At 51.1% G+C, this 13,871-nt stretch carries 10 protein-coding genes and 1 tRNA gene; 5 read left to right on the top strand and 6 right to left on the bottom strand.

What is annotated here, in order from left to right; all coding sequences use genetic code 11:
- Positions 1–91 precede the first annotated feature (91 nt).
- The 3 genes from P8J86_02700 to accC are packed head-to-tail and all read left to right on the top strand — an operon-like array spanning position 92 to position 3,168.
- Positions 92–1,243, top strand: a complete 1,152-nt coding sequence (locus P8J86_02700; protein MDG2053593.1) for a Xaa-Pro peptidase family protein — start codon at positions 92–94, stop codon at positions 1,241–1,243.
- Between the two features lie 38 nt (positions 1,244–1,281).
- A complete protein-coding gene (gene accB, locus P8J86_02695) occupies positions 1,282–1,761 on the top strand; it encodes an acetyl-CoA carboxylase biotin carboxyl carrier protein (GenBank protein MDG2053592.1) in 480 nt (159 codons plus the stop codon).
- A 54-nt stretch (positions 1,762–1,815) separates the two neighbouring features.
- Positions 1,816–3,168, top strand: coding sequence for an acetyl-CoA carboxylase biotin carboxylase subunit (gene accC, locus P8J86_02690; GenBank protein ID MDG2053591.1), 1,353 nt, complete (start codon positions 1,816–1,818; stop codon positions 3,166–3,168).
- Between the two features lie 4 nt (positions 3,169–3,172).
- Here accC and P8J86_02685 read toward each other — a convergent pair whose 3' ends face one another.
- Genes P8J86_02685 through P8J86_02670 form a run of 4 tightly spaced genes read right to left on the bottom strand, consistent with a single transcriptional unit; the run spans position 3,173 to position 8,121 of the window.
- A complete protein-coding gene (locus tag P8J86_02685) occupies positions 3,173–3,835 on the bottom strand; it encodes a hypothetical protein (GenBank protein MDG2053590.1) in 663 nt (220 codons plus the stop codon).
- A gap of 40 nt (positions 3,836–3,875) precedes the next feature.
- Positions 3,876–5,237 (bottom strand): hypothetical protein, encoded by a 1,362-nt coding sequence (locus P8J86_02680; GenBank protein MDG2053589.1) that lies wholly within the window; start codon positions 5,235–5,237, stop codon positions 3,876–3,878.
- A gap of 39 nt (positions 5,238–5,276) precedes the next feature.
- Entirely contained in the window at positions 5,277–6,962 is a 1,686-nt protein-coding gene (locus P8J86_02675) for an ATPase, T2SS/T4P/T4SS family (protein MDG2053588.1), read from the bottom strand.
- Between the two features lie 13 nt (positions 6,963–6,975).
- Positions 6,976–8,121, bottom strand: a complete 1,146-nt coding sequence (locus tag P8J86_02670; GenBank protein MDG2053587.1) for a PilT/PilU family type 4a pilus ATPase — start codon at positions 8,119–8,121, stop codon at positions 6,976–6,978.
- Positions 8,122–8,325: 204 nt separating this feature from the next.
- Here P8J86_02670 and guaB point away from each other — a divergent pair, with 204 nt between their 5' ends.
- Positions 8,326–9,807 carry an IMP dehydrogenase gene (gene guaB / locus P8J86_02665; GenBank protein ID MDG2053586.1) on the top strand — a complete coding sequence of 494 codons (1,482 nt, stop codon included), beginning with the start codon at positions 8,326–8,328 and terminating at the stop codon, positions 9,805–9,807.
- Between the two features lie 30 nt (positions 9,808–9,837).
- On the opposite strand, the gene P8J86_02660 is transcribed toward guaB, so the two are convergent.
- Positions 9,838–9,911: transfer RNA gene (locus P8J86_02660), tRNA-Arg, on the bottom strand.
- A gap of 87 nt (positions 9,912–9,998) precedes the next feature.
- Between P8J86_02660 and P8J86_02655 the strand changes: the two genes are divergently transcribed.
- Positions 9,999–11,273 carry an MFS transporter gene (locus tag P8J86_02655; protein MDG2053585.1) on the top strand — a complete coding sequence of 425 codons (1,275 nt, stop codon included), beginning with the start codon at positions 9,999–10,001 and terminating at the stop codon, positions 11,271–11,273.
- Positions 11,274–11,283: 10 nt separating this feature from the next.
- Here P8J86_02655 and P8J86_02650 read toward each other — a convergent pair whose 3' ends face one another.
- Positions 11,284–13,335: a myxococcus cysteine-rich repeat containing protein gene (locus P8J86_02650; GenBank protein ID MDG2053584.1), complete on the bottom strand. Its 2,052-nt coding sequence runs from the start codon at positions 13,333–13,335 to the stop codon at positions 11,284–11,286.
- Between the last annotated feature and the right edge of the window lie 536 nt (positions 13,336–13,871).

Here is a 13,871-nt window from a genome sequence, read left to right as displayed (position 1 = left end):
AGGCGTTGTCCCAAGGACGCAAGTTCATTCCTTTTCGCTGAAGTACGGCCCAAGTTCGCAGCAATTTGGCGACATCGGTATACTTCGGCCCATGCAGGCCACTGTCCCATCCTCAGATCTCAGCCTCTCGACTTTCGCAGGTTGTAAGGCTCGGCAAGAACGCCTGCAATCCATTCTGGAGCAACATGGCCTTGAGGGGCTGCTCATATCCAATCCCACCGATATTTGCTATCTGACGAGCTTTCATGGAGATGAGAGTTTGGCGGTGGTGACTGGTTCTGGAGCATGGGTTGTTTCAGATAGCCGCTTTGAGGATGAGCTAGCCAGTTTCGATCGCGAGGCGACCGGCGCCGGCGTCATTATGGGCATACGGCATAAACTCAATGATGCGATTCGTGATCATCTAAAAAGCCTCGGCGTGCGGCGATTGGGCGTGCAAGCAGAAGTCATGCCCGTGGCAGAAATGGATGCAATTAAAGCAGAGCTCGAGCCAAGTGGTCTTGAGATTGTACCGATCGCGAATGTTGTTCCGGATATGCGACGCATCAAGGATGAATCTGAAATTGCGTTGATTTGCCATGCCATCAATATTCAGCAGCAGGCGCTGACTGAAGCTTTAGATGGGCTTCAGATTGGTATGACTGAACACGCCTTTGCGGCGAATCTTGAGTATGCGATGCGGCGACTCGGTGCCAGTGATCGTGGTTTTTCCACCATCGTGGCCAGCGGTGCGAATAGCGCGCTGTGTCATCATGCCGCTGATCAGACACCAATAACTGAGGGTGTGTTGCTCGTTGACTGGGGCGCTGCAGCCTTTGGTTATAACGGAGATTTGACCCGGACTTACGCTATTGGCTCTATGCCATCGCCGCTTGATGAGGTTTACGCAATCGTATTAGAGGCCCAGCTTGCAGGTATTGCGGCATGCCAGCCAGGCGCTATCTGTGCAGACGTGGATCGTGCTTCCCGTCAAGTGATTGAGAATGCTGGTTATGGTGATCAGTTTATTCATGGGCTTGGCCATGGTCTGGGGCGACAGGTGCATGAAGCTCCGTATTTCAATAATCTGGAAACCGGCACTGCTCTGGAGCCCGGTATGGTGATGACTGTGGAGCCGGGTATTTATTTGCCTGGCATTGGTGGGGTTCGAATTGAAGATGATGTGTTGATTACTGACTCAGGACATCGCGTACTTTCTGATATGAGCAAAGAACTAAAGGTCTTGGAGCTGGAGCTGGCCTAAGTAGGCGTTGGTATTACCAGTGACATGGAGCTAGGTGCATGATCGATATTCGTAAACTTAAAGAACTTGTCAGGCTGATGGTCACTAATGATCTCACTGAGCTAGATCTACGTGATACAGAAGAGCAGGTGACGTTGCGTAGAAGGCGTGATGAAGAGTCGCCAGTGGTTATTCAGGCCCCAGTAGCGGCTCCAGCAGCCGCTCCGGTTGCGGCGGCTCCCGCGGCAGCACCGGCGGCCTCTCCGCCAGTGACGGACGAGGCATCGGTTGAAGATCTTCCAAGTATTTCCAGCCCAATGGTCGGTACGTTTTTCGCCGCGGCAAACCCGGACTCTGATGCATTCGTAAAAGTGGGTGATGAGATTACTGCAGATACAGTCGTTTGCCTTGTTGAAGCAATGAAGATCTTTAATGAGATCAAGGCTGAAACCAGTGGCACCATTCGTAAAGTGCTTGTTTCAAATGGTGAATCAATTGAATTCGGGCAGCCACTATTCCTGATTGACCCTAGCGCATAGACAGCCGAATCTAGGATTGCTTCTCTGTTTGAGAAGCTGTTCAAGGTAAAAAAAATGTTCTCACGTATTTTGATTGCAAATCGAGGAGAGATTGCCCTGCGGATTATCCGAGCTGCAAAGGCTCTGGGCATTGATCCAGTTTGCGTCTACTCAGAAGCGGATGCTGATGGGCCTTGGCTTAAGCATGCATCTCAGTCTATTTGTATTGGTCCTGGGCCAGCTACTGAATCATACCTGCGTGTTGATCGAATTATTTCAGCAGCTGAAATAGCCAATGTGGATGCGATCCATCCTGGATATGGTTTCCTGGCGGAGAACGCTCATTTTGCGGAGGTCTGCCGAGACTGCCATATTGAGTTTATTGGGCCAAGTCCCGAAGCGATGCGATTGCTCGGCGATAAAGTCAGCTGTAAAAATATGGCTCGCGCGACCAAGACGCCGGTGTTCCCCGGCAGTGAAGGCGCCATTGAAGAGGAAGATGAGGCGTTAGAAGTTGCCGAGGAAATTGGTTATCCAGTCATTGTCAAAGCATCCGCTGGCGGCGGAGGTCGGGGAATGCGCGTTGCCCATGATTCAACCGAACTTTCTGCCGCAATGGGGCAGGCAAGCATGGAGGCGAAGGCTGCCTTTGGAAACGGTGCGATCTACCTCGAGAAATATCTTGAAAGGGCCAGGCACATAGAAGTGCAAGTGCTGGGCGACAGTCATGGTAATGCTGTTCATCTTTATAACCGAGACTGCACGACACAGCGTCGTCATCAGAAGCTCATCGAGGAGGGGCCTGCACCGAAGGTTTCGGAAAAGGTCCGTGATGCGGTTTGTGCTTCAGCCGCCCAACTGATCAAGCGTGCCCAGTATTCTGGGGCTGCGACAGTCGAATTTCTGATGGATGGGCAACAGAATTTTTACATGCTTGAAGTCAATACGAGAGTTCAAGTTGAGCACCCTGTTACAGAACTAATTACAGGTGTGGATATCGTTCAAGAAATGATTCGAGTCGCTGCAGGTGAGCCTCTTGGCTACAAGCAAGAGGACATCAAGCTTGATGGCCATGCCATTGAATGCCGTATTAACGCCGAAGATCCTTCACGTGGTTTTATGCCGCAGCCAGGATTAATCGAGACCTACCGAACACCGGGAGGGCCGGGTGTACGAATTGATTCGCATGCGGGTGTTGGCTATCGAATACCTGCAAACTATGACTCGATGATCGGGAAGCTCTTGGTGCATGCGCCAACTCGCACTGAAGCGATTGCAAGGATGAAGATCGCTCTTGATGAATTTGAGATCGGCCCAATCAAGACCACGATTGGTCTGCATCGGAGCCTTCTGGACAACAGCCAGTTTGTCAATGTTGAATTTGATATCCACTACATTGATCGGATGTTAGCGGAAGATTCTTTGTAGGCGACTAGTTTCGTGGGACCACCCAGAAATCAGCTGTGCCGACCAAGGTGTTGCCGACCGTCATGCCAACGATATGCGCATTGAGTGTGGGCTTGAAGAGAAGCTTGAGTTGGTTCTCTCCGCTGCTTGGTAGTGGAGGAAGATCTTTGAGGGTGCGAAAGTAGTTTCGAGAATCGAGGCCAATTTCAACTTCAGCTCCCTCTCGTAGCCAGTAGCCGAAGGGTGAAAAGGTCCAGCCATCCTCATCAACCAATGCAATATTCTGATCTCGTCCCATCGCTGCTTCAACTTGTAGGGCCAGCTGTGAGACGTCGACCTGAACAATCATGGTTCCATGTGGCTCATAGTATCCGTGGACTCGCAGTGTCTTTGATGGTCTTCGCCCAGAATTCCTGGCCACCATACGAAGCGTGCCTTCAGTCAAGAAGTTATCAATATGGCTCATGGTGCCAGGCAACATATTGGTACTCATACGCGGCGTGACGATCTTAAGGCTGACCTCAGACATCGGATTGATATTAACTGGGGTGAAATCATAGACCACCGCATCAGGCTGCTGGTCTTGCGTCGCTGACTCAGCTGGATCAGATGAGGTGTCGCTGCAGGCTGAAAGCCAGAAAAGTAACAGTGAAGACAGGGTGATTATGTAGAGGTTTTGTTGATACATGAATCCAGCCAGGAAGAGGGTCGTTTATGAAAGGAATTTATTACATGCTAGGAGGCCCACCAAAACCGAAGCCGGGGGGCGCCTGAGGTTGGAAAGCTTCAATGATCTTGGTGTTTGCTTCAAAATCGGAGATCGCCGGAAACTGGCCAGTCTGGCGATCTTCAAAACTATCAAGGTTATATCTTGTGCCACGGATTTGAATGAACTTTGCTTGCAGATCATTTGGAACAATAAAACTAAATGCAACAGAGGCCGCTTCTCGCCCCGGTACGCTCGTGACGTAGTACGTTTGCGAGTCAAATATGAAATTTGCAAATGGCGCCGTCGTTACAGATTGGCCCCACCCATATGGAAAGATAACTTCTGCGGTCTTACTGGCGCTGCCGTCACGCTCATGACAGATGAGTCTCACCTGGGCTTGTGAAAGTGTCAGTTGCTCGCCGAAGTCAATGGAATCCGATCCAAAAGAAATAAGCACGATGAGGGTGCTTTGGTCATTTCTCGGTTTACCAAGGTAGCGCTGTGTGCCGCTGCCAGATGCTGCGCTGAGCATGAGTTGCAGCTCAGGCGACATTTGTGCCATGAGTGATGGTGCAGCCTGTGGATCCGCCTGGATCCTTTCAAGAATTCGAATATCACTTCTTGCTGCGCCTGTATTTTTTAACTGGTCAATTAAAATCTTGAGAATGCCCATTTGAGCCAGCGACTCAAATTCCATTGAGGTGCCCCCAGCCTTTGGCTTTAGCTTGAACACGTCACTCACTGTGGCGCCATCAGGAGCCAGTGATAACTGCCCTTTGCCCTCGCCAAAGGAATCTCGAACAAGACTTGCCTGCCGGTCCAGAGATGGGTATTGCCTGGCTAAAGGCGCTCCTGAAATATTGGGATACAGTGAGCCGAGGCTCGTGTATTCGTAGAAATCGACCGTCCACTTCGCGACTGGCAGCCATGGTTTGGGTTCTCGTTCGACAATTGCCCTGGCATCGCGATCACGTCCCCATCCCGGATAGATGATTGAATCGGCGGTTTGAAAAAAGCCAGTTCCGATGACGATCATGCCAACCGTGATGATGCCTGAGAGGGCACCGCATACAAAGCCAAAGGTCATATTCGCCCACGGCGGAAGAAAAATATTTGCCTTTACAGCCTGGTCGCTGATGGAGCGTGCTAAGCCTAAGAAGACGGCAAAACACGCCAGAAAGATAGCGCCCCATGCGTAGTTGTCGAACCAGCCGCCACTCAGAATGGCTAGTGTGATTGGTTCCCAGACAGCGATGGTAATAGCGCCAGCAACAATAACACAGGTGAGATGAAGCAAGGAACTGAGCAGGCCTTGGTTTGCCCACCAGTATCCAATAAGTAACACAATTCCGATGATGATTACATTAAAAGTAAAAGTCATAATTGATCTCGACGGTCAAGTGAAGTCTGCTGCTGCATCTTAAGCAGGGGTGGTTTTTTCTTGAGGTGCGTTTTTCTTTGCCTTCTTTGCGCTGACACGGCCAACCTCTTCGAGTGAAGTTTCACCAGATACAACTTTAGCCAGAGCGCTCTCTTGAATGAGGATCATTTTTTCTCGGCGAGCCTGGGACAGGGCAGATTTGAGATCGCCCTGTGCGAGACTTTGTCGAATGGCCGCACTGACGACCATGACTTCATAGATGCCAGTTTGGCCCAGGTGGCCAGTTCCGCTGCACACCGGACATTCTTCAATCTTATTCTTTACCTGGATTTTACCACTGGCACGGTAGAACTGATTTGTTTTATCGCTGTTCATTCCAAGTGCTTTGAGCTGCGAATCGCTGGGCGTGTACGGTTGGCGACAATTCGGACAAAGCTTTCGCATCACCCGGCCATTAATGACCATCACGAGTGCATCTGCAGCCTGGCTTATATCGCCAACCTTTCGGACCCATTGGCGAATAATATCCGCGGTTGAAGTGGCTGGTTCTTCAACATAGATCAGCGGGCCTTTTCGGCCTGGTGCGCAAATGACTGAAGCAGTCGCTCGATCGGGCAGCGATCGACAGAGCATGACGTCAGGATCGCGCCTCAGTAGTGACTGGAGTGCTGTTGAAAAGTCGATGTCCGGATTTGTCGGGTCGTAGATATTCTGGTCGACGCCGGAAAGCTCACGGTCCAGACTCATTTCGAGGGTGCGAACATGTGAAGTGTAGGCATCATGGCTTGCGATTAGAGCATATGCCAGTGTCGAGGAGCCTTGTTCTGGCGGACACCCAACAAGCACGACTCCATGTCGTTTGTGTTCTTCTAAAAGGGCTGTGATGGGTTCAAGTTGTGATGGCAGGAATCCTAAGGAGTCCAGTGGCTTGTCGAGTCTGGTAGCCAGGTCGAATTCAAGTCGCATTGATTGGCCGGCGCTCGAACCAGCGGTCAGGATGACGGTATCAACTTCGCCGTTGGGGCCATCGATTTTGAAGTCGCCCTTTTGCCGCCTTCTGATCTCGTCAGGATTTGATCCCCCGAGCTCCTTGAGGTAAGCAAGGACAGCAACAGCATCCTCTGTACTCAAATTCGGCTGCTTGAATTGCATGCCATCGACGGTGCGAATGCTGGTGGCACCTTGCTTCGTGATCTTCATTTCGACACGAGAGGCACGTGCTGTCAGTGGGGGGCCTAGGAGGTCCTCGGTGAGCAGGTGCGTTGCGAATAGGTCGTCTTCCTTGGCTGGGAGTTGCTTCTTTGAGCCGGTGGAATCGGTGAATCGAAGAGCCGCTGATTTATTCGCCTTTGCGATCTTGCGAGCCTCTATCTTGTCGGTGAAGCTCGTTTTGGTGAGTGTGAATCGTTCTGCCTCTGGCACCTGCTTATTTCGGGCAAACCAGTAAGCAGCAATCGATGAACTCATGATCAAAAGGCCAGCGGGGAAGCTTGCCCAGAAAGTCGGAATAAAAAACATCGCAGCCAAGCCCGCGCATGCTGCTCCTGCATGAATGCTATTCCATTGCGTACGATTGAGATGAAACTTATCCGCATCTTTATCTAGATACGTTGCGACGAGCCATCCCCATGAAACAACGGCGGCCAGTATCAATACTGGCTTCCATGGGCTTAGGAGCATTTCAGAGGAGGCCTCTGCCAATAACAATTGGGTAAGATTCTGCATGGATCATCCAGGCCTAAGAGATGCCCTTGAGCCGCATCTTCAGTTCTTCGGGTCGTGGGGTCGCCTCAATGGCGATACGGTGGTGAATGTACTCTGATTCTACGAGTTCAACGAGTGAAGACGTAAAGTCAACCATGCCCTCTTCGCGGCTCTGCTTAATAATGTCAAGCAGTTCGCCTTCGCGACCCTCCAATATGTACTTCTGCACACCAGGGGTATTCAACAGGATCTCTACTGCTGGAATCCGCGGAATGTGCTCATGGAGTGTTGGCAGTAGTTTTTGATACACAATCGAGCGCAGATTGTAGGCCAGAAGCTTGCGAATCTGATCGCGTTCACCTTCTGGGAAGAGGTCATAGATGCGGCCAAATGTCTGCCATGCACTGGAAGCATGGATTGTTCCATACACAAGGTGACCTGTCTCAGAAGCACGAATAGCAGCTTCAAAAGTCTCGTGGTCACGCATTTCACCAACAAGTACAACATCTGGATTTTCTCGCACAAGTGCTCTGAGCGCATCATTGAAGTTCCGTGTATCAATGCCAACTTCACGCTGGTTGATGGTGGACTTTGCGTCTTTGAAAATGTACTCAATTGGATCTTCAATCGTCACAATGTGGACCCGTCGTCGCTCATTGATGTACTGAAGCATTGATGCGATCGAGGTACTCTTTCCTGAGCCAGTAACGCCCGAGAAGAGAATGAGCCCAGTGGCAGACATGGCTACTTCGCCAAGAATTGGTGGCAGATAGAGGCTGTCGAAGTCTTTGATATTTGAGGTAATCAATCGTGCTGCAAAGGATGGCTTGCCTCGCGCCATAAAGAGATTGACGCGAAAACGATTGTCATCGTCATAGTCATACGCAAAGTCGATCTGTCCATGTGAATGAAAGAATTTGTACTGTCTTTCATCAAGTACATCCTTAGCGATCTGAAACATCATGTTTTCAGAAAGACGATCAGTTTGCAGAGATTTCAGAGAGCCGCGGAGGCGGATGCGCGGCGGAAGATCGACTTTGACGATGAGATCTGAGGCCTCAAAACGAATGGTCGCATCAAGCATGCGCGACCAGGCTTTCATGCCCTCGCCATCCACGGTCCCCTTGTCGTGGTGAACGGGGTCTGCAAAGATCCCTGAATCAGTTTCAGCCTCAAGCACGCAAATCTCCCTACGCCTATTCTGATCGCTGAGTGTATGGACACTGCCATCATCTCAGTTCACTAAATCAATAAAAGCCCGACCGCTGAGACCCATGAAAAAGGGGGCCTCACGTGGGAACAATCCGCCCTCCAGAGTACCAGACGCAGGGGCTCAATGCCTCTGATCGTTGACAAATGCCTTCTATCCGACGATCCTTGGTCGATGGAATTGACTCAAATTCAAGAAGGCATCACTTTTGATGATGTGTTGCTGGTTCCACAGCGGAGCGCTTTTACGCCCGATCGTGTCTCAACAGCAACACGCCTTACACGTAATATTGATTTAAACATACCTCTGATCTCCGCCCCAATGGACACGGTCACTGAGGCAGCGCTCGCTATTGCTATTGCCCAAGAAGGTGGAATTGGCATTGTTCACAAGAATATGTCACCTGAAGCTCAGGCTGGTGAGGTGGCCAAGGCCAAGCGGAGTGAGAATGGCGTGATTACAGACCCAATCACGCTCAGTCCAGATGACACTGTGGCACGGGCTCTGGCTCTGATGGAACATGAAAATGTTTCGGGTTTTCCGGTCACTGCCAATGGAGAACGGACGGGCAAAATTGTTGGCATCCTAACCCGCAGAGATATCAAATTTCTGGAATCAACCCAAGCTCGGGTTGGCGACGCAATGACAGCAGATCCATTAATTACTGCATCTCCAGAAACAAGTCTCGAGGAGGCCGAGGGGACACTGACGCGTGCTCGTGTTGAGAAGTTATTACTGATGAATAATGATGGGTCCTTGGCAGGGCTTATCACGATGCGTGATATTGAGAATCTGCGTCGGCATCCACTGGCCTGTAGAGATCAGCGTGGCTGCTTGCGAGTTGGTGCCGCCGTGGGGGTATTCGATCTTGAACGAGTTGATGCGTTAGTCAATGCTGGTGTCGATGTCATTGTTGTTGATACGGCCCATGGCCACTCCGAAAATGTGCTCGATACCCTCAGAGACATCCGTAAAAAACATGACATCGATCTAATTGCCGGTAATGTCGCAACTGAAGCTGGCGCGGGCGATCTCATAGATGCTGGCGCTGATGCAGTTAAAGTTGGCATTGGGCCTGGTTCAATCTGCACAACAAGAGTTGTCAGCGGCGTTGGTGTGCCGCAACTGTCAGCGGTCATTAATGCTCGAAAAGCGGGTGGAGAAGAAGTTCCAATCATTGCTGATGGTGGTATTCGGCAAAGCGGAGATATTGCCAAAGCGCTTGCTGCTGGCGCGTCAAGTGTGATGATTGGTTCCTTGTTTGCAGGTGTCGAAGAGAGCCCGGGCGAATTGGTACTCCATCGTGGGCGTCGCTTTAAGGCGTATCGTGGAATGGGAAGCCTCGGTGCGATGGGCGCAGGTTCAAGTGATCGTTATGGGCAAGCAACGATTAAAGACACTGAAAAATATGTGCCTGAAGGTGTTGAAGGCCAGGTGCCGTATCGAGGGCTCCTTTCAGAAACGATCTATCAAATGGTCGGCGGCGTTCGTGCAGCGATGGGGTACTGTGGTTGCGAGACATTGAATACTTTGCGAAAACGTGCTCAGTTTGTACGCGTCAGCAGTGCAGGTTTGGTGGAATCTCATCCACATGACATTGTCATTACGAAAGAAGCGCCCAACTACATGGTCACGGCTCGCTCTTCTTTGGATTAACAAATTCTTTGTCGATTGGGGTGGGGCAAACGTCCCCGACAGGAGTCGAACCTGTAACCTCTGGCTTCGGAGGCCAGCGCTCTATCCAATTGAGCTACGGGGACTTCAGTGTCAACATGGGAATGATACCGCTCGAAGAGAGAGGGGCTTCGGTAGGTAGATACGAAAAGTAGTGGTACATTTACGCCCGCATGATCAAAGAGCCAGTTCATTCCAATGAGTACGTTCCGGAGCTGCCGCCAACACGACTTTGGGCGATCTTGTTATTCACGCTGTTGCTATCAGTCTGTACTGGAATGCTTTGGAGTGGCCTTCCGTTTATTGCTCGTGATGCATATGGCTATTTAGAAAGCGAAGTCCTGGTCCTGTTCCTGGCCATTGGGCTGACTTACGTCATAGCAGCGATGAGTGCTTCGCCGCTCCTATTCTTGCTCAGGCGTTGGCTGAGCCCGCGTGCATTCTTGTCGTGTCTCTTAGTGGCCCAAGCTCTTGTGTGCCTTACGCCACTGTGGCTCACATCGCCAGCGGTTGTCTGGCTCGTGGCATTGCCAACAAGCGTCCTTAATGCCTGGCTCTGGCCAGTGGTGGAGAGCTATGTATCTGCAGGGCGGCATGGCAGTCAAATGCGTCGCGCTATGGGGTGGTGGAATATCACTTGGACAACTGCAACGATGCTCTCGCTCTTTTTCATGGGACCCATCATGGAGACTTTTAGAGAGGCTTGGGGGCAACTTGGAAATGCAGCTCCAATTGTTTTGTTTGGTCCATTGAGCATCATGGGGCTCATTCCTCTGGCTTTTTTCAGGAGGATGCCAGGGGCCCATGACACACAGGAGGCCCAGGCATCAGTAGGGCGTGATTATCAATCATTGCTTGTTGTTTCTCGCATTCTTTTGCCTCTGAGCTACGTGCTCATGGCGGCACTGTCACCATTACTTCCATTCCTGCTGGATCGTTTGCAACTCGATGTCAGCTGGGAAACGGCGCTTGTGGGTCTCTGTTTGGGCGGCCGAGTCGCGGCCATGGTTTTCATGTGGCGCATTCCGATATGGCATGGCCACTGGTGGCCACTCTTTTTGGCAGCACTTGCGATGTCAGGTGGCTTCACGGTTGTGGTTTTGATTCCGACGCTAACGGCATCGATTCTGGGCCTGACCATCTTCGGCATTGGGATGGGGATGGTCTATTTCTCAGCCCTCTACTACGCAATGAGTGTTGGCCATGCACAGGTTGATGCAGGTGGCACTCATGAGGCCTTAATTGGATCAGGTTATACGATCGGGCCGCTGGCGGTTCTCGGAGGTCTTGCATTGGGCGGTGCTGCAGAGCAAGCTGGCTGGCCCATCGGGAAAGATGGAGGCATCGTCGTTGTGACCCTGGCGATCGTGGTCGCGGGATGCATGAGTGCTTGGTGGCTATACCAGCGCAGCAAGCCATCCCATGCAGGTCACTTAAACGATGCTTAAGACACTATCCTCAGGGGCACGGGCCAAAATCAACCAGGAATATCGAAAAGTCATCCAGCCCAACAGTGCCATTGTCATCGATGTCGCAAGTACCATTGAGTCCCCACTGGACAAGCATGACACTGAAGTCGTCGATGTCGACCTGGCCGTCATACGGGAAGGCACAATCAGAGTTGCATGCAATTTCGATTTCACACCCACTGCAGCCGTCACCTGAGTTGCTGTTGCCATCATCGCATTCTTCATCACCTTCAACAATTCCATTGCCACACACGGGTGTAGAGCTGCCGCTGACGATCAGGTTGTACTCGTTGCGGTGGTCGTTATCTAAATAAACCTTCAAGTAGTATTGCTGGGTTGAGCTTGATGTATTGGCCCAGCCGAGGAATTCATCACTTGAATTCGAGTTAGAAGAATCGACGACCGAGCCGCTGCATCCATTGTAAGCAATGGCGTCGATGTCACCGTAACCATCAATAAAATCTACTTGCACGGTTACGGTTTCTCCAGCGGCCGCCTCAATGCGATACCAATCGTCATTGCCAGATTTGGCGACAAGATTTGAAACGGTGCCTGAGCCAAGGTCTGCAGCGTCAACGCAGGAATCATTTGGTTCATATGCATCATCACTTCCCGCAGCCATTTTGGAAGAATGATTGCTGTAGAAACGATCAAAGCGGCCATAAGAATCAGCCTGGCCATTGCCGTTGGATCCTGAGCACGCAGAAGCGCCACAGGTCAGCGTGCCATGGAGTCGCTGGTCAGAGTCACGCCATACGCCACTGCCCGAGGAGCCACCTTCTGTGACACCGTCATTCCAGCTCATGCGAAAGTAATTTGAACTTGAGCCGCCGCAGTTTGGCGAGTTGCTCTTTTGGCCGAACGAGATCCGCATGTAATCACCTGATGGATGATGTAGGCAAGTGTTTGAAGATCCAGAGCTTGCGGCGGACGCAATCCAACCACTGAAGTAGCAGTATGAGGGCATCTCGCCAAGCACCATGAGCAGTGATGTATCAGAACTTGTGTTTGTTGCAATGAGTTGGCCATTATTTGATGTATTGCTAAAAGTGGCGCCTGAGCTAGAGCAGGACGTCTTTTCCCAGCGCCAGTAGAACTCAGTCGATGCCGCTGTGCTTGAACTGTTGACGCAGTGGTTTGCGGTCAAGAAATATGGCGTGTCATCGTTGGCATTGGTGGCCACCAACTGACCAGAGCAAACGTATGAAAATCCTCCACTTACGTATTGAATGTGCCCGACAGAATCAGCAATGTCATCCCAAGCCGAATAACAGGCAGGAACATTGTGGCAGGCGCCAGCACCACCACCAACCGAACTTCGGAGCGTTGGGTAATAGCCCCACGCTACTTCGGTCGTGAAGGGCATATCAGCAGGAACTGCATTGTCTGCTGGCCAAAGAACCTCGACAACAAGTGCTGGTTGCTGGCCTTCTTCAAATGCGTGGCTTGTGCGGCTATACGCAGTGCCGTCATTGCGGTGGCCAGCACCAGTAAATGGGCCCACGATTGCCGATGGATTATCCAATGGATAGATCACGAGCGAGGCGCCTTCGGGAAGTTGCATATTCGAGATTGCAATTCGCAGTGAATAGGCATCGCCTCGCACAATGGCGCGGCCGATTTTTTGGTTCGTGGCTGGAATTGTGATCCAAGGCGCAAAGTCCTCGGTATTGAGCTCTGAATCAATCAGCCCGGCAACTCGAAGTCGGGAGCCGTCTGAGAGTGCATCCTCAGCTCTCCATAACGGGACTTCTTGTGGCTCTAGAAGGATAAGAGAGGGGATCTCAATCGCTTCAAGGCCATATTCTATTGAGAGCGTGGACTGAGCCGGTTTCTCTTGCATTCCAAGGAATGGGTCATAGAAGCTGGTCCGGTACCCATCGATTCCATCATCAGCTGTACTGGCCAAGGCGGCGGTGGTCTTAGCGGGTACTCGAGACATTCGATTTCCCCGATCAGCCATTGCTGGGCTGATGGCCAGGGTTGTCAGAGTAAGGGCTGCGCCTGCCAGGAAGCAGCGATTTTGTATTGAATGGCTCATGTCTTCTCCTGTGATGAGTAAGTCTTGCTTACTCCTTGGAAATCTTCTCTTCGCACGGGGGATCTCTACGGCATACAGGCATTTTCACTTAGTTTCCTATTTCGCCAAGGCCAGACCCATCAAGAGTGGGCTAGGGCTCCTTTGCGACTTGAAGCAGAAGATCTTAAGCGAAATACCTCCAGGCCTATTCGTAGGCGTTTGCATTATTGGCAATTAAAAAACGCCTTTTTCCTCATTTTGGCCCCTTTTTAGAGCTTTCATAGAGACCTCTCGATAAAAGGTACCCCGAAATAGTCTACTCGCAACGTGCGAAACCTAATTTTCAATGCCTTCAAGTCGATTTGATGTCCGAGAAGAGCTTTTTTTTGAGGTCGACTGGCATAGAGGGCGTAGAATGACGATGGCTGGGTTGAGCGAAGATTTAGCACCCTTATGGGCTGTTGGGAGAACCCAATTGGTCTATTTGGGGTAGAGAATGCAGAGGATTCACTGAAAATGATGACAGCTCTATTGCTGTTTTCAGCGTATGCCTCTGT

Source organism: Phycisphaerales bacterium, assembly GCA_029268515.1.
Taxonomy (GTDB): Bacteria; Planctomycetota; Phycisphaerae; order Phycisphaerales; family SM1A02; genus JAQWNP01.
This window is presented reverse-complemented; position numbering and strand designations above follow the sequence as displayed.

Coding starts and splice junctions, on each gene's coding strand:
- P8J86_02700 (MDG2053593.1), top strand. CDS start 92: ATGCAGGCCACTGTCCCATCCTCAGATCTCAGCCTCTCGACTTTCGCA.
- accB (MDG2053592.1), top strand. CDS start 1,282: ATGATCGATATTCGTAAACTTAAAGAACTTGTCAGGCTGATGGTCACT.
- accC (MDG2053591.1), top strand. CDS start 1,816: ATGTTCTCACGTATTTTGATTGCAAATCGAGGAGAGATTGCCCTGCGG.
- P8J86_02685 (MDG2053590.1), bottom strand. CDS start 3,835: ATGTATCAACAAAACCTCTACATAATCACCCTGTCTTCACTGTTACTT.
- P8J86_02680 (MDG2053589.1), bottom strand. CDS start 5,237: ATGACTTTTACTTTTAATGTAATCATCATCGGAATTGTGTTACTTATT.
- P8J86_02675 (MDG2053588.1), bottom strand. CDS start 6,962: ATGCAGAATCTTACCCAATTGTTATTGGCAGAGGCCTCCTCTGAAATG.
- guaB (MDG2053586.1), top strand. CDS start 8,326: ATGGAATTGACTCAAATTCAAGAAGGCATCACTTTTGATGATGTGTTG.
- P8J86_02655 (MDG2053585.1), top strand. CDS start 9,999: ATGATCAAAGAGCCAGTTCATTCCAATGAGTACGTTCCGGAGCTGCCG.
- P8J86_02650 (MDG2053584.1), bottom strand. CDS start 13,335: ATGAGCCATTCAATACAAAATCGCTGCTTCCTGGCAGGCGCAGCCCTT.